At 38.8% G+C, this 17,626-nt stretch carries 13 protein-coding genes and 1 tRNA gene; 8 read left to right on the top strand and 6 right to left on the bottom strand.

The annotated features are described in order from the left end of the window. Window positions 1–78 precede the first annotated feature (78 nt). Both QCD85_RS06385 and QCD85_RS06380 read right to left on the bottom strand, forming a co-directional pair. Window positions 79–888, bottom strand: a complete 810-nt coding sequence (locus QCD85_RS06385) for a WYL domain-containing protein (RefSeq protein WP_301262026.1) — start codon at window positions 886–888, stop codon at window positions 79–81. Next, window positions 863–2,176, bottom strand: coding sequence for a helix-turn-helix transcriptional regulator (locus QCD85_RS06380; RefSeq protein ID WP_301262025.1), 1,314 nt, complete (start codon window positions 2,174–2,176; stop codon window positions 863–865). The genes QCD85_RS06385 and QCD85_RS06380 overlap by 26 nt, the downstream gene beginning before the upstream one ends. A 191-nt stretch (window positions 2,177–2,367) precedes the next feature. Here QCD85_RS06380 and QCD85_RS06375 point away from each other — a divergent pair. From QCD85_RS06375 to QCD85_RS06360, 4 genes are all read left to right on the top strand, one after another. Further along, window positions 2,368–2,432: transfer RNA gene (locus tag QCD85_RS06375), tRNA-OTHER, on the top strand. A gap of 273 nt (window positions 2,433–2,705) precedes the next feature. Beyond that, window positions 2,706–4,211: a TROVE domain-containing protein gene (locus tag QCD85_RS06370; protein ID WP_301262024.1), complete on the top strand. Its 1,506-nt coding sequence runs from the start codon at window positions 2,706–2,708 to the stop codon at window positions 4,209–4,211. Window positions 4,212–4,405: 194 nt separating this feature from the next. After that, a complete protein-coding gene (locus tag QCD85_RS06365) occupies window positions 4,406–5,368 on the top strand; it encodes an ABC transporter substrate-binding protein (RefSeq protein ID WP_301262023.1) in 963 nt (320 codons plus the stop codon). Window positions 5,369–5,510: 142 nt separating this feature from the next. Continuing rightward, window positions 5,511–6,323, top strand: a complete 813-nt coding sequence (locus tag QCD85_RS06360) for a sulfotransferase family protein (protein ID WP_301262022.1) — start codon at window positions 5,511–5,513, stop codon at window positions 6,321–6,323. Window positions 6,324–6,385: 62 nt separating this feature from the next. On the opposite strand, the gene QCD85_RS06355 is transcribed toward QCD85_RS06360, so the two are convergent. Continuing rightward, entirely contained in the window at window positions 6,386–7,216 is an 831-nt protein-coding gene (locus QCD85_RS06355) for a carbohydrate ABC transporter permease (protein WP_273612601.1), read from the bottom strand. Beyond that, entirely contained in the window at window positions 7,216–8,100 is an 885-nt protein-coding gene (locus tag QCD85_RS06350) for a carbohydrate ABC transporter permease (protein WP_273612600.1), read from the bottom strand. The genes QCD85_RS06355 and QCD85_RS06350 overlap by 1 nt, the downstream gene beginning before the upstream one ends. A gap of 150 nt (window positions 8,101–8,250) precedes the next feature. Here QCD85_RS06350 and QCD85_RS06345 point away from each other — a divergent pair, with 150 nt between their 5' ends. The 3 genes from QCD85_RS06345 to QCD85_RS06335 all read left to right on the top strand — a co-directional run bounded on the left by QCD85_RS06345 (window position 8,251) and on the right by QCD85_RS06335 (window position 13,268). Further along, window positions 8,251–10,158: a sensor histidine kinase gene (locus tag QCD85_RS06345; protein ID WP_441005604.1), complete on the top strand. Its 1,908-nt coding sequence runs from the start codon at window positions 8,251–8,253 to the stop codon at window positions 10,156–10,158. 1 nt (window position 10,159) lies between these two features. After that, a complete protein-coding gene (locus QCD85_RS06340) occupies window positions 10,160–11,812 on the top strand; it encodes a response regulator (RefSeq protein WP_301262021.1) in 1,653 nt (550 codons plus the stop codon). A gap of 154 nt (window positions 11,813–11,966) precedes the next feature. Beyond that, the gene (locus QCD85_RS06335; RefSeq protein ID WP_301262020.1) at window positions 11,967–13,268 is read left to right on the top strand and encodes an extracellular solute-binding protein; all 1,302 of its coding nucleotides are present in this window, start codon (window positions 11,967–11,969) and stop codon (window positions 13,266–13,268) included. 144 nt (window positions 13,269–13,412) lie between these two features. Here QCD85_RS06335 and QCD85_RS06330 read toward each other — a convergent pair whose 3' ends face one another. Beyond that, the gene (locus tag QCD85_RS06330; RefSeq protein ID WP_273612597.1) at window positions 13,413–14,648 is read right to left on the bottom strand and encodes an MFS transporter; all 1,236 of its coding nucleotides are present in this window, start codon (window positions 14,646–14,648) and stop codon (window positions 13,413–13,415) included. A 169-nt stretch (window positions 14,649–14,817) separates the two neighbouring features. Continuing rightward, a complete protein-coding gene (locus tag QCD85_RS06325) occupies window positions 14,818–15,945 on the bottom strand; it encodes a tyrosine-type recombinase/integrase (RefSeq protein WP_301262019.1) in 1,128 nt (375 codons plus the stop codon). 537 nt (window positions 15,946–16,482) lie between these two features. On the opposite strand from QCD85_RS06325, the gene QCD85_RS06320 reads away from it, so the two are divergent. Next, window positions 16,483–17,397 (top strand): phosphotransferase, encoded by a 915-nt coding sequence (locus tag QCD85_RS06320; RefSeq protein ID WP_301262018.1) that lies wholly within the window; start codon window positions 16,483–16,485, stop codon window positions 17,395–17,397. The last annotated feature ends 229 nt before the right edge of the window (window positions 17,398–17,626 follow it).

The following is a 17,626-nucleotide window of genomic DNA, read 5'->3' as shown; positions in this document are numbered from 1 at the left end:
AGGAAGCCGATATGTATGATCAGGCTTCCTTTTTGTATATTTTTGTGCAAATACAAGATGAGTGCATTGCTACTATAGTTAGATCTGATCTATACCATACCTAGATAAAGCTTTGGTAGATGCATCGAATAATCGCCATTGCAGATAATTATTTTCAAGTACAATGACACGCTTACCGAGTGAACGTAACTTGCTAAGTACATAATGTGTTTCACTACCATCAAATACAAGATGGATACGGTAGGTCTGTGTATCTTCACTGAATTTCACTTGCTTCTCAAAGCATGAGAAAGCATGCAAAATACGACTGAGTTCTATATTGTATTGAGGGAGAATTTGGATTAAAGCTTGATGTTGATTCGCTGTTGCTTTCTGCTCCATATATTGCTGAATCTGATTGTATTGGGTGCTCTCGATAGCAGGGAGATCTTCAATTTGGGTAATCCGTATCAATCTTGTAGTCATCGCTACTTGAGAACGCAAATTGTACCAGATTAGATACCATTCACGCTTGACCATAGAAAATTCTAAACGCCAGGGAACCGCAGGTTGCAGCCCTGTGACTTGTCCATGTTTGTTCTCATACTGGATAGATACACATTCTTTTTGACGGATACTTTTTCGTAAAGGCTGAATTAACGTATGATACATATGATGGTGATGACTACCTGCTTTTTCGACTAATGCAGGCTGAAAAAGCAGTTGTTGCTCTTCTGGTATACAATCTATAATTTTGGCAATCAGGTCAGCAGATAATGCTTCACCAGCAATAGGATGATCTAACATCGTTTTGAGCCATATCCGTTCTTGAGTGGTTAACGTATACGTTCCATGTTCTTCTAAGACTGATGTTAATTGATAACTAAAAATCTTCTCGAACAGATTCATAATAAGCTTGAATCTCCTTCCATTCATCGATCAACGACTGACGTAATTCTGCGGGAGCCAGTACTTCACAGCTCGAACCAAAGCTACGTAGCCATGGTCTAATCTCGATATATCCATTCACTTGGATCTCATATACAAACCATTCATCGTTCTCATCTGTAATTTGTCCCCATTGTCCTTGTAATACGACACGCTCACGAATAAAGTCTGTTGGTAATGGATCTGCTTTGTAAAAGCGTGCTTGCACTGTAATCGTATCTCCAGTATCGACTAACCAGCTATATTGCGTTTTACGTTGTAACTTTGCCAGATACTTTGCAACATGTTCTTCAGATTGTTGCTCTTCTTCTACAATATCAATCATACCGCTCATACGAAATTTAACGATTTGTCCTTTGGGATTAACACCAAGCAGATACCAACGACCGTATTGATGATCATAGACGACTTGTAGGGGCAACATGATATGCCGGTGCACAACCGTATTTTCATCTGCAAATAAAGGATTGGTCTGGCGCGCACTGTAATTATTTTTGACTTTAGTAGAAAAGTATTGAAACGATATTTGTCGCCGTGCACGAATCATCTGAAGCAATGTATATAGGTGCGCTTCATCCAGAATACGAGCGTCATAATGATATTTATAATGAAACGGTTCAATTAATCGCTGATCCCATTGTTCAGCAGGTATCGTAGCTTGAAGTGCTTTTTTGAGATTATCACGCAGTAAATATCCTTGCACTGAAGGAATCTGTGTATTTGCCATAATATCTACAAATTCATACAATTCGATCAATTCAGCTTGAGAGAGACAATCGGTTAGATCATTATTGAGGCGATAGTGATATGGACGAGTGCCGGGTTCACGACAAATCACACCGATCTCTTCTAAATATCGCAGATCCGAACGAATCGTCTTCTCATCCGGTGGAACAGTATCACTATCGATCAGTTGCTCATCACAATAGACTAATAGCTGATTAGCAGTCATTGTTTGCTGTTTTAAAGCAGTCAAAATCATAGGCAAGCGCTGACTTTCTGATTCTTTGATCGATTTGGCTCGATATAGAAACAGTAGGGTGGGTTCAGCGGAATCAACATAGCTATAACGAAATAAATCGTTTAGATCTTGCTCTCCATTAACTTCGCGTAATTTACGAATCGTTTTATCAAAAGTATGTATAGAAATGCCCAATCTACCAGCAAATTGTTGTCGATTATACGCATTGCCTGTCAAAGCTAACATACGTAGATATTGAATTTCTTTATCAAAACTTTCTTTAGCCATTTGTGTTCCTCCAAGCATTTATTTCTATATGTTAGTGTTGTACAGGTTCTCTATGAAATCAAGCTTTTTATTATTCTATACAAGTCGCCATACTTTTGCCCTGTTCGCTAGATCGATAACATGAGAAGATGAATTCAGCAAAGAGAGAGCAACACAAGCATAACGCTTACGTTAGTTCATCGTATATCCGAGGCGTTCGAAAGGGTTACTTCGACTTCTAATCGACAGGTCGCTGGTTCGAGTCCAGCTTCCGCTGTATATAGCGGAATAGCTCAGAGGTAGAGCGGTACACGTACCTTTTCACCTTTTTCTTCGGATATACTTTTTAATAGTAGATGTATAGGAACATAGATAAGCACATAAATAGCCGAGGCGCTTGAAAGGGTTACTTTGCATTCATGGCGTATGGTTGCCGGTTCGAATCCGGATTCCGCTATATGGCGGAATATCTCAATGGTAGAGACGTATTTTACACCTTTTCAGCTTACTTCCTCGGTTACATATCATACTTTATAAGGAGGCGAACAGAATGAGCCAGGCAAAAGATATTTTTCAACAAGCAATACCACAAATGTTAAACCGAGCAGTCTATCCGGCATATGAGCGCAATCTGCAAGAACGTTATTTACAAACATTGTTAACGAATACTTTAGGAAATACGGTATATGCTAACAATCGTGAGCTATTAATCGAAGCTACAGTACTACATCAAGAAATGAGTGAACTTGATCCTGAATTTATGGCAAAAGCATTGGTATTTGCACGTAATCAAGGATATATGAGACTACAACCACTTTATGGCTTAGCAATCTTGTCTAAAGTTAGTCCTCAACTGTTCGCCCGTATTTTTGCACAAGTTGTACGTATTCCTTCAGATCTAACTGAATTTTTGACTATTTTGGAAAGTATCGGTCGTGGACAGGGTGGCCGTGCAGTAAAGCGTCAAGTTGCTTTATTTCTAAATCGCACTTCTGAATACTGGGCGTTAAAATATAACGGTCGTGGACGTGGATTCAATCTGAGTGATGCTATAGTGACTTCTCATCCTATCCCTATAGATATTAAGCAACAAGCATTATTCCGCTATCTGCGAGGACATGAGACAAATCTTGCATTAATTCCGCAGATCGAAGCAATGGAAAAACTCAAAAAGGTAACCACTGATAAAGATCGTATCAAGCAGATTCAAAAAAGCAAGCTACCCTATGAAATTGTGACAAGTGTCATTACACCCACACCTAAAGTCTGGGCACATTTATTGTACCAGATGCCTGTATTTGCATTGTTACGTCATCTAAATACGCTACATCGTCATGATGTATTGGATCATCCTGAGCATTTGCAATATATGCAGCAACGCTTAACAGATGTAGAAGCATTACGTAAAGCCAAGATTTTACCTTTTCAATTTGCCAAAGCCTACAATGAAGTAAAGCATCCTGAATTACGAGATACGTTAAGCGAAGCGATAGATATATCGTTTGATAACTTACCTGATCTACCGGGAAGAACAGCTATCTTTTTAGATATTTCAGGTTCGATGAATGGTGAGTATTTACAGACGGGTGCTGTATTTGCTTATGCATTGTACAAAAAAACTAAAGGGAATTCTTTATTCTGGTTATTTAATACAACTGTACATGATGCCAAGCCTTCACGTCGTGATAGCATTATGGGTCAAGCCAGACAGGTAAAAGCATATGGAGGAACCAATACAGGAGCTCCTGTTAAGCAGTTAATAGATATCAAAGAAAAAGTAGATCAGATTATTATGATTACAGATGAACAGCAAAATACGGGTAGTGCTTTTTATAGTGAACTGCAAAAGTATCGCCAAAAAATAAATCCTCACACAAAAGCATTTATTGTAGATATTGCTCCATATCAGACTGCTATGGTTCCACCTAAAGATCGTCAAACGTTTTATATTTACGGTTGGAGTGATACTGTGCTTTCTTTTATCTCCCAAACTCTTAAAGGATTCCATCATATGCAACATGAAGTAGAACAGATCGATCTACAAAAAGACCTGTAATACGCTATAATATAAGATTTGTTCCCCTTTTGTATTGTTACAATAGAAGAGGGGAATTTTCTGCGTTGTTTCATCAATTTACATTACAGGTTTACTTTAAAGGAACAACGTATTATAATAGCAAACGTTGAGAATAATTATCATTATCATAAAAATAAAAAAGATAATGATACGGATATGAAGGAGACAGGAACATGATACTTAAAAAGCTAACCCAAACGATTTTGACGGTGGGTGCATTAACAGCGATTCTAGCAGGGTGTGGCAATACAAGCACATCTAATCAAGCGGCTACGACCAGTACGAATACCGCCAACGCGATTACAATTCAAGATACAGTCGGTACAACGACTTTGCCAGCACCTGCACAAAAAGTCGTTGCACTGGAATGGTCATTTGCAGACGATTTATTAGCACTTGGGATAACACCTGTAGGGATTGCTGATGATGATAAGCCAGAAGCGATGACCAAATTAGCAGGTAAAGCATTTGAATATATGCCTTTAGGTAAACGCGAGACCCCTGATTTGGAAAAGATTACTGAAGCTTCGCCTGATCTAATTATTGCAGATAGCGACCGCCATACCAAAATTAAAGATCAATTGGATCAGATCGCACCTACGATTGTATTGAATAGCCGTAAAGGTTCTTATGCTGAAAGTATTGATGATTTCAAAGTCATTGCCAAAGCTGTTGGTAAGGAAAAAGAAGCAGAAGCACGTGTCAAACAGCATGATCAAATAATGGCTGATCTCAAAAAACAAGTAGAAGCGATGGGAAGTAAAAAAGTATTAATCGGAGTTGCACGTAAAGACGGATTTGATGTACATACATCTGATTCTTATGCAGGTCAGGTCATGACAGAAATGGGCTTCCAAAATGCTATCTCTAATACTGACGAACCTTATGTAGAGCTAAGCTTAGAGACGCTTACTACGCTTGATCCAGATGTAATCTTTATAGCAACGGATGATTCCGAAGCGATCACGAATAAGTGGAAAGAAACACCAGTCTGGAAAAACTTGAAAGCTGCTAAAAACAACCAAGTCTTTATGGTAGATCGTGATATCTGGACTCGATTCCGTGGCATCACACCTGCTGAGAAAATTGGACAAAATGCATTGGACTTTATCAATGGTAAAGTGAAAAGCGAATAATTGAAGTGATTGAGCTAATCACAGCAACAAAAGCTATACTTGACAGAACCCTGTTGAGTGTAGCTTTTTTGTATTATAATACTATTACAGTTAAAGGTATTTTTAGACGGTACAAATTATATATATTGGGGAGGAAAAATAAGTGGGTTTTACTGGTAAAGTTCCTTTGTTTAGAGAAGGTCATATTTTAACTAATGATAACCAATATACACTACCTTCTTTTCTAATTATAGGAGCACAAAAAGCAGGTACTACCTCTTTATATCATTATTTGATTCAGCATCCTCAGATTGAACCCGCTATTGTAAAAGAAGTTCACTATTTTGATGAACAATGGCGAAATGGAGTAGAATGGTACCAATCACACTTTCCTTATCTGAAATTTACAGAAAGTATAACTGGTGAAGCTACACCTTATTATTTATTTCATCCTCAAGCCCCTAAGCGTGTATATCACATGCTACCAGACGTCAAACTTATTATTTTATTACGTAATCCTATAGATCGTGCGTATTCTCATTATCAAATGATGGTAAGACGTGGAATAGAAAATTTATCTTTTGAAGAAGCGGTAGCATCAGAATTGGAACGAACTGAATTAATTTATTTACAAATGATGGCAGACTCTAATTATCATAATGGTGATCTAGCAAGCTATTCGTATGTACGCCGAGGACAATATATAGAACAAATTCGTCGTTGGTTAAAATGGTTTTCTATGGATCAGATGTGCTTTATAAATAGTGAAGAATTATTTACTAATCCTGAACAAACGTATCAAAAAGTTACCCGGTTTTTAGAACTCCCGGATGTTCAACTTGAACAGTATGAGCATTTACATGAAGGTGGTTATAACGATAAAGAGAATGAAGCTATTCGTCATACTCTTCAGCAACATTTTAAACCGTACAATGAAAGATTGTTTGAGTATTTAAATGTTTCTTATCCCTGGTAAAAAAGAGTATTCCGTATAATAACTTACGGAATACTCTTTCTTTATTTGGTATAGAAAAGATATTAGCCTTTCACAGCACCAGCTACAACACCTCTAACAATATACTTTTGCAACAGAACAAATACGATAATCGAAGGCATAACCGCCATGACCATAGCCGTCATCGCATATTGCCAATCTGAAGTATACTGCCCGACAAATGTATAAGCGGCAAGCGTTAATGTTTTGGTGGCAGGTGAACCATTTACCATCAATAATGGCAATAGAAAGTCATTCCAGATCCACATCACATCAATAATAATGATCGTAGTAGTTACCGATTGAAGCAGAGGGAAGATAACTAAGAAAAATAGTTTGAAGCCAGAAGCACCATCAATGGTAGCACTCTCATCTATTTCCCGCGGAATTCCTTTCACAAATCCATGATAAATAAATACCGCTAGTGGTGCACCGAATCCCCAATACAAAATGCCTAATCCCCATGTGCTATCTGACAAATGAAGATTTTTAGCTAATTGCAATACCGTTAACATAATCGATTGAAATGGGATTAACATCGGTATAATACAGAGCAAATAGATCATATTGCTCCACTTGGACTGGGTACGAGATAATTTGTAAGCCGCAACGGATGAAAATAAAATAATCCCAATCAGGCCAATCAAAGTAATAATCGTATTATTGATAAATAAACGCGGATAATTGATATATTTCCATACATACGCATAGTTATCGAAATTAAACTGTTGGGGCATCGCAATCACATCACTCATCACTTCGGAAAAGCTTTTAAAAGAGTTAATAATCGCCAGAATAAGCGGATATAAAAACAAAAGTGACAGAATAATCATCACTATTTCTAGAATCAAGCGACCTGTTTTGGCGGATGTCATCAGGCTTCAACCTCCCTGCGTTTGAAGATACCGAGTTGAATAAATGTAATTACAAGTACCGCTATAAATAACACAAGTGCTTTGGCAGTTCCATAGCCGTATAAGTTGTTCTGGAACGTATCACGATAAATATCATAAGCGACACTATAGGTTGTTCCACCCGGTCCACCACCGGTAAGTGATAGAATCACATCGAACACTTTGATCGAGTTCGTGAGCGCCATAAAGACCGAGATCGTAATCGATGGAGCGAGTAGAGGTAAAGTAATACTGAAAAATTTGCGAAATGCGCCTGCGCCATCTACAGTAGCGGCTTCTTTGAGATCTTCGGGTACAGCCTGCAATCCTGCGATATAGATCACCATATAAAATCCAACCGATTGCCAGATCGACACACCTAGAATCGAGATAAAAGCAAGCCCGGGTTCACCTAACCAGCTCATCGCAAATATCCCCCAGCCTGTAGTGGCTCCCAGCGATTCAAATCCTTGCATAAAAATAAATTTCCAGATAAAGCCCACAATAACAAGGCTCAGAATATAAGGGACAAAAAATGCCGCCCGTAACCATGTAGTAGACCGTAACTTCATATCCAAAATCAATGCCAGTACAATCGCCAGCACATTGACCAGTACAATATACAGCACCATATATTTGATCGTGAACCATGCCGCGCTACTGAAATTCGCATCCCCTGTAAAAATTTGATGGAAATTATCCAGCCCTACAAATTTGGGATGCTTGGCGATTCCATTCCATTTGGTCAATGAATAACGTACAGTCATCACAAATGGAATATAAAAAGCAACCGCAATACAGATCAGCACCGGTAAAGTAAATATGCCAAATTGCAATCGATCAGACCATTTTCGCCCCATTTTCATTAGTTATACCTCTTTCCCGAAAATAATATCCGATATCATATTCTAGAATAAAGCGGTTACATAAAATGTATAGCTTTTTCTGATACTTGTATTATAGAATGGCGTTACGCTCTTCAAAATGGATTTAAGAAAACAGTTAAGGGTAAAAAGGTGAACAGCAAAAGAAATATCATTACAGGAGATGAACAGCAAATGGGGAGAAAAGGGAATCGTCTGCCGGTCACGAAACATCCCTATTTGGGTAGATATGTAAAGGTTACAAAGTTAAAAATAACAGCGATCTGGTATGTCTTATCCAGTCGCTTGTTGTATAAGCTAGTGATCTTATTCACATCTATTATTATTTTGGTGGTTACTTCTTTGACTGTGATCTCTTATCAGATGATTCGCAAAGAATCAGTTAAGCATAGTATTGAGAGTACAGCGAATAATCTACTGCTGGTCAATCGCAATTTACAAGATTATATGGATGGAATCGCTCAATATTCTTTGCCACAACTACAATATGATGATCTGATTCATGCGATTATGAATGAGAAGCAAGAGTATGCTTCACGTATGTATCTGGAAAATTATTTACGTCGACTGTATTTTGGTCGCAGTGATCTGGATGGTATTTCTCTATATATTGTGCAAGAACAGAAGTATTATTCGGTCAGTCGTGAATCATACAATATTGCTTCTCGTTCTGGATATGATGAAGATATTGCCAATCAACCGTGGTATAACACAGTGCTTCATCGAACCGATAATCAATATTTTCAATCCCTAGCTTTGACTCCAGCAGACAATAATCATTTGGCTCAGCCCGATAGTTTTATGGCATATCATCGTGTATTACGCTCTATCGCTTCTCGTCAACCACAAGCGATTTTAACGTTCTATGTCAATCCTTCTGCGCGAGATACGATTTTGCAAGATACTTCGATAGATGCAGGTGAACATCTCATTTTTACTGATGCCAATCATATTCCTTTTTACGTAGACGATCCTCTTTTTTATCAATCTATGTTAGCAAGTGGACTGATCAAGCAATTGCAATACCAGACCAGTGATCCTTTAACATGGACGATAGATCAGCAGCGGTATATGGTCATGTACAATACATCGACTTCTAATCAATGGACATTAATGAAGCCTATTTTATATAGCCAGATTTATGAAGTGGCTAATACTACTCGTAATCTCAGTTACTTGATCGGTGCAGGATTTTTGCTAATTTCATTTGCACTGGTGACTGTATTAGCGAATGAAATCACTCGACCTTTGGGACATTTGTCCAAGCAAATGAACCGATTTAGCAGTGGAGAATTTGAGATTGAAGCGACTGTAAAAGGGCAAGACGAGATTGCTCATCTCACCAAACATTTTAACGATATGGTGCGCAATACTAATGAATTAATCAATGAGCGTTATCGAATGAAATTAGTCGAGCAAAATGCGATTTTGAAAGCGCTTGAAGCAGAGCTTAATCCTCATTTTCTGTATAATGCGTTACAAGCAATTTCAACCAAAGCACTGCGTAGTGGCAGACTAGATATAGCGGATATGGTTGATAATCTAGCGCAGACGCTTCGTTATTGTATCGGTGGCAAAGACATTGTCATGGCAAGTGAAGAACTCAAACATATAGAACGTTATCTATCTTTGCAAAAAGCACGCTTCGGCAGTCGTTTACAGATGACAGTTGATTGGGATGATTCGTTACTTCAATTACCTATTCCCAAATTATCCATTCAATCATTGGTTGAAAATTCAATTAAGCATGCAGTCGAACAAGTATCCGAGCCGGTTATGATTACAATCACAGCCCATTTAACAGATCAAGATGTGCTGATTACTGTACGCGATAATGGACCCGGTATTCCGCCAGATCGGTTGGAGCAGGTATTGGCATCATTTAAGCAAACATTTATTGAGCGTGAAGGCAGTCATATCGGTCTTCAAAATCTGCATACTCGATTACAAATTTTATATGGTGAACAAGCGGGTTTACTGATTGCTAGTGATAAGACAGGTACCGAATTAAGTATGCATATACCACAAGGGGGAAAGTAAAATGTATCACATTTTAATTCTGGATGATGAAGAACCGTTGCGTGAAGCGATTCGTATCTTGGGAGAATGGGACAATCTGAAGATTAGTGAGATCTATGAAGCAATCAATGGACAAGAGGGATTGTCTATTTTGCGCGAACATCATATTGATCTTATTATGGTCGATATGAAGATGCCAGGAATGAACGGTGTTGAATTTTTGAAAAAAGTGAAGCAGGAATATCCTGATATGCTGACCATTGTGATCAGTGGATATAACGATTTCGAATATACACATCAAGCGATTCGCTCGAACGTATTAGATTATTTGCTCAAACCTGTCAATCGACACGAATTAAACGATACATTACGCAAAGCGGTTCATCTATTACAAGAACGTCAGCAACAGCATCAGCAGAAGATTCAACAACATCGTGCACTGCATGTGTCTTTGCCCAAATTAAAAGAAAATATCTATCAATCATTAATCGACAAACGGTTCAAAAAGCAAGGCAATGAAGATATGCTCGCTATGATTGGAGCAGAAGATGATACTTGTTATCATGGAGCTGTTGTTTTACGTATTCTTAATATAGAGCAAGTGCGCCGTCAGCGCTTTTATGGAGATACTAGTCTGTTATACTTTGCTATCGCTAATGTGCTGAATGAATGTACAGAAGATGATATTCAATATTTTTGTTTTGCTAATCAGCGCTTAGAACGTGAAATGATTCTGGTCTATCATGCAAGGCATCGTTATCCACAAGAACTTGGTTTTGCTGTACAACAACGGGTACGAAGCTTGATTCAGACTTTAGAGCATTTATTAGATCTCTATATTATAGCAGGATCAGGCACACCTTCGAATGATATTCAACAATTAGCGACAGCGTATGAGCAAGGTAAACATATGATTGAGCAAATGAATATCTTGGAGCTGAATCGCTCAATGATTATCCCTTACGAACAGCGTAATGCTATCGCAGAATCTCATAGTCTCTGCTCACGCATGCCTCAGATACGTACTTTACTTGAAAATGGACATTTCCCACAAATCCACCGCATAGCAGATGAGTTGATCGCGATGATTAAGCAATCTCCTTATTTGAGTATGCATATGGCTGAATACAGTCTGCATGATTTTGAAGGTCAACTATATGAGATCACCAGAGAATTAGATCAGCGATTATTAGCAGATGAACCAGCTATTACGAATGCTAGAAAAGAGCGGATACAGATTCATACTCTGGATATGATGAATATTGCGCAGTGGGAGCAACATGTACACGATATTATTACGTATTATGCAGAAATGGTACGGAAATCAGGAGGGAGCCGCCAATCTTTTCATATCAGTGATATTCGAGCCTATATCGATCAGCATTACTTTGAAGAAATCAAAATTTCGATGTTCACCGATAAATATTATCTCAGTCGTGAATACCTGATGAAGTTATTTAAGCAAGAGTATCAGATGGGGATTCATGAATATGTACAGCAACTACGAATGGACAAAGCCAAAATATTACTGAATGAAGAAGGACTCAAAATACAGGAAATTTCAGAGATGCTAGGGTATAAAGATAAAAATTATTTTAGCAAAGCTTTTCGTAATTATTATCAATTATCGCCTTCTGAATATAGAGCGCAACGATCAGCAATATCAAATAAGTAAGCGTATTCATAAATTCACTTTTTTACCCTTAATAGATTACTTATCTACATTTTTATCTGAACCGAGTTTCAATAGAATAAGACTATACAGTATAGCAGAGGCATTGGTTGATCGATGCTTGGGGCTGACTAATTTGAAATATGGGGGCATATACATGTTCAAAAAGATGATGGTCTTACCCATTACGCTTGTGCTGAGCTTATCCATGTTAGCAGCTTGTGGTAACAGTACAGATACAACAGACAAGGGCGCTTCTTCAGGTGGAAGTACAGATGGTGCTGTAACAATCAATATGTTTACCGCTTCTCCAGAATACACAGATGCATTCAATGCTTATATCGAAGAATACAAAAAAGTAAAACCGAATGTCACGATTAATCTTGAAATTATGCAGGCTGATTACAATACAATTCTCAAATCTCGGATCGCTGCTGGAAGTACACCGGATGTGTTCCAGACTACAGCAGGAGGAGATATTGATACGTATGCTGATTACAGCGCAGACTTGACCAATGAACCGCTAGCAGCAGCTATGACAGATGCTGTGCGCACGAATATGACTTCTACAGATGGTAAAGTATTAGGCTTACCAGTTAAAGGGAATCTATTTGCACTGATTTATAATAAAGAGTTATTTGCCAAAGCAGGCATTACCGAACCGCCTAAAACGATTGCTGAAATGGATGAAGCCATCAAAAAGCTAGAAGCTAAAGGAATCAAACCTTTTGCGAACGCTTACAAAGAGTGGTGGGTATGGAAACATATTTTCCAACATTATGTAGATGCAGCCGCAATTGATGCAGGTATGAGTTCCAAAGACTTGGTGAACAAATTTATCGCAGGTGAAACAACGATTAAAGAATACCCTGCACTATACAATAACTTCTTTGCTTTTATCGATACAACCGTAAAATATGGTACAGACAAGCCTTTAGAACGTGATAGCAATGCCGAAGTAAGTGATTTTGCTTCTGGTAAAGCTGCTATGATGACAGGTAAAGGGGCTTGGGATGAAGAAGCGATTATCAAGATCAATCCTGATTTCAAAATGGGAATTATGGGTTACCCTGTGAGTGATAAAGCCGATCAATCGATGATTATTACAGGCGCAGATCAAGCGTTGCGAATTAACGCTGACTCTCCTGTAGCGAAAGAAACAATTGAGTTCTTCAACTGGTTGTACACATCAGATTACGGTAAAAACTGGTTCTCTCAAGTAGCGAAAGTGATTCCACCGATCAAAGACGCTCCACTTCCAGACTTGCAAATGCCTAAAGAAATGGAAGAAATCTTAAAAACCGAAAAATCTGGCGATCTATCTGTTAACTACTCATTAGATACATTCCACCAGAAATTCGGCGAGATCATGCAAGCCTATATCGGTAAAAGCAAAACTAAAGATCAAGCTGTCGAAGAAATTCAACAAGCATGGATTCAGTTAGGATCAGCTCAGTAATATAGATTGAAAAAAAGCATCTTCTTTCTCTGTTATTAATATGCAGAGGAGAAGATGCTTTTTGAATTGAGAATAAGGGATGATTAATACGTGGGAGCAAAAAGATATTTTATATATCTAATCAAATCCCTTTGTAATACATATTTATACTGCCCGTATACGTTTAACACTTTGACGATACATCAAAATCAACAAATACGAACCCACAAAAGCACCAGTAATAAGCCAGATCGGAATGCGTGGATCAAGTGTATACGCCCAACCACCGATAATGCCAGCAGGTGAAGTGAAAAGTAGGATCAATACAGACAACATAGAGAAAATTTTAGCACGTTTTTCATCATCAATCGCATTGGCTACAGCTGTCTCCAAGTAAGGCGAGCTGATCATCATACCAACAGCTGCTAGAATCGTACTGATTCCAATCCAGAGCAGACTGTGTACAGGGCCGAAGACAAGCATAATATTCGAAACAACAGACAATGCAAAACCAGCCATCATCGACCGATACACAGCACCTTCCGGTATACGCGGAGTCAATAACCATAAAGTCAGCAACATAATCAATGACGAAATAGCAGGGACGAGCGAGATGATGCCATCATCAATATGTAAATAATCTGCTAGATATAGGGAAAGATATGTCGTTTTCAGTGTCGTCTGAAAGTTAAACAAAATATATACGCTAAAAATCAATAACAATCCTTTACTTTGCAAAATATCATGAATTGCACCACTGTAGTCAACCAGACTTTGCTTGAGTCCCAGTTCACGTGTTTCTTTCATTTTGCGATAACCCATCTCTGTCTCACGTGTAGTTAGATGGCGACCAATAAATTGAAAAGTCATTAACACAAAAGCGATGACGTACATAATTCGCATTCCTGGAACTAATCCATATTCATATACCAATAGACCACCCAAAGGAGCAAACAACCCGCCAATTACACCGATAATCTGAAGGAGTGTAAAAATGTATGTTCGATCTTGAGGTTTCGTATCTTCGACGAGCAAGCAATAAAAAGAAGTCGCAGGAACTCGCTGAAATCCATTAATAATTGCAGCGACAAGGAAAAACCAAAAGTTTTGCGATACCGCCCATACGAGAGTGGCTACACTCCAACTAAATATATCGAAATAGAGCAGTGCTTTTTTACGCCCCATACGATCTGTCAAATAACCGCTAATAAATGAAGAAAATACTTGAAATACCAGACTGATTGTCGTGATCCAGCCAATATTGGTTTCACTGATGCCTAGCTGATACATATATAATGTCGCATACGTAGCAAACATACTATAAGGAATCAGAAAAAAAGGTTCAAAGGCAAGACAGCCGCGGCTGTTGCCTTCCAAGCGTGAAAAAAAAGAACGAGCCATAGTGTGTTATATCCTCCGTTGTAAGTGAAATCGTAGAGCAGATAAAGGTTTTTAGGTGATTCATTAGGTGCAAGATAAGAGTAATTTTGCTGACGAACAGATGAATGCTGCTCTCCTCATTAACGTGGTGAAAATGTGTAATTTGGGCGGCGTGCCGATTTCGTGCCGATCAGGATTTCAAAGGAACATACTGAACAAATTTGTAGAGTTCATTTTCTTCGATCTTTTTTGTGATGGATAGATATGTATCAGCGGTTGTTTTGATTGTCCGATGACCAAGTCGCCTGGATACATACAGTAAACTGGCGCCAGATTCTAATAACATGACCGCATGCGTATGTCTAAATCCATGCGTTCCTTTGTACTCTACGCCGACTTGTTTGCAATAACCTTGAAATGCTTCTCGAACGACCGCAGGCGTTAAATATTGACCCCATGCATTTTGAAAGATCAAGTGGTCCTCATGGGGATAGGAAATGATCTGCTGCTGGATTTCTTTAAACTGTTTCAAATAGTCAAGTAAATCATCGTCCAGTTGAATGGTGCGATACGAAGCATAACTTTTTAGTGACGTAATCGTCAGATGATTGTGTTTATCTCGATTTGTTTGGCGTACTATCGTTAATCTGTTGCCAGACAGATCGTCCCAACGTAAAGCAAGCGCTTCACTGATCCGCAAACCAGTACGGCTCAAAAATAACATCAGCGTATAATACAGCGGATAATCTTTGAATCGTCTCGGTGTATAGTATTTCATGAACTCTAGCAACTGATGAAGTTCGTGAAAGGTGAAATATTTGACTTTCACTTTGGAATCGATGCTGTCCTTGAACGGAACACGTACACGATCGGCAGGATTCTTTTCCAAAATTTCAAGATCGTGCATACAGAAATGAAAAATACTTTTTAATGAACTCAGATACTTCTCACATGATTTGAAAGCATATCCTTGATCGATACGATCTTGGATCCAGTCTTTGACATCTAATCGACGAATTTTGAATAGTTTCATGTTACCGAATCGAGGTAAGATATGCAATCTCAATGTCACCTCCAGTTGCTCGGCACTAGAAGCTTTTAATTCATTTTGTTTGTGACGAAACCATACCGTAGCCACCTCTTGAAATAAAAGATGACGCTGATTAAGAATATGTCCGTAGTATATACGCTCTTCTACTCGATGGGCTTCGATTTCTGCTTCTTTTTTGGATCGAAAGGTTCCAATACTACGTTCGTGTCCATCACGGGATACGCGTGCTTGCCATTTACCACTAGGAAGTTTGCGAAAGGTCGCCATAGGTCATCATCCTTTTACGATGTGATGATCGGGTGAACAAAGCTTGCCCGATGGCTCCCATGGTTTGAAATGCATCTAAATATCTGCTTGTGATTAATTTACAATAAACTTTGTATAGGCAATAAAATCGTAGGTTTTTCTGAAATTCAAATAGATACTTACTCATTTAGCAAGCAGAAAGGGCTATGTCATACTACAGTTTGATATTGGGAACTTTTGTTCTTGATTTTAGCATGAGACTGTTGATTACTCAATCTGTTTGCCAATGATTGTGCTTATCTATGTCGCAGCATTGTCTCCTACAAAAATGAGCAATTATAACTTTAATTCTAATTGGTATTATAATATCAACAAAAGGTATTATTGAGTTTAGCAAATCAATTAAAAAGTGGAACTTTAATTGTTTGTGCTACTCTTATGTTCGCAAAACCAATTGAATTATACAAACATATAATAAATTATGATAAATCCACAAAGATGGACATGTTTGAACACTAATTATATAAAAACTGTAAGGAACGAGGAGGCAGACAATTCATGGGAGGAACGAATACATGGGATGCGGAGTGGGAGGTTAGCGAAGAGCAGGCGCGGATGCTGATCGGCAGACAATTCCCTCAGCTGTCCGCAAAGCAAGTGAAGCGATTGGGCTGGGGCTGGGACAATACGGTTTTTCTCATCGGTGATGAGTATGTGTTCCGATTTCCAAGAAGAACGATTGCGATTGGATCGATTCGTATAGAAGGAAAGCTACTGCCAAAGCTAGAGGTATATATGACCATATCCTATCCAAAACCGTTGTTTTATGGCGAAGCAAGTGACGAATACCCAGCTCCATTTCTTGGCTATACCTACGTGCCAGGAAATTTCCCAATCGGTTTGACTGAAGAACGCCGAGCTTTATCGGCAGAGACGCTGGCAAAATTCTTACGAAAATTGCATGAGTTTCCGGTGCAGGCGGCGCTGAATTGCGGAGTTCAGCAAGATCATCGAAACTTAACGGATATAGCATCGCGTAAAGTGAAATTGGAGGGCTTTCTATCAAAGGTAGTTGAACACTTGTCACCGGAGGAGCTCAGTGTGATCGAAGCGTATATAAGCAGGCTGCAAAAGGATCGAGTCGAGGCGTTGAATGTACTGATACATGGCGATCTTCATTTCAAAAATATGCTTGTGAATGAGAAGGGGATCATTTCGGGCATCATCGATTGGGGCGATCTAAATGTAGGACATCCGGCTTGCGATTTGAGCGTAGCTTATAGCTTTTTACCACCTCATGCTCGCGGAGTATTTTTCGAAACGTATGGAGGAGCGAATGAGGAAACGAAGCTACTGGCGCAGTTGATCGCGGTATATATCCCCATGCTAATCTTAATGCAAGCGGTCGATGAGGGGAATGAAGTGATTGCAGCAGAGGCGAAATCCAATATTATGCGAGCCCTGTCGGATTAGCTCCTTATTTCGTTGCAGCTTCGGGGCTATGACGATTGGCACCATTTTGTTGTTTAAAGGACGCGATAAGGTGCGATCCGCCTTCTCTGATGCCTGCTTACGTTGAGGAGCACGAAATTCAACATATATATACTACTGTTACGATAATGTAAGTTGAGAGATATTCAATGTATACGGTTGCGTTGATCTGTTATCGTTGTACCAATCTTTAATATTCATTTGATGTAGT

Source organism: Paenibacillus sp. PsM32, from assembly GCF_030433815.1.
Classification (GTDB): domain Bacteria; phylum Bacillota; class Bacilli; order Paenibacillales; family Paenibacillaceae; genus Saccharibacillus; species Saccharibacillus kyungheensis.
Note: the sequence above shows the minus strand (reverse complement) of the source record. Positions and strands in the feature narration are given on the sequence as shown.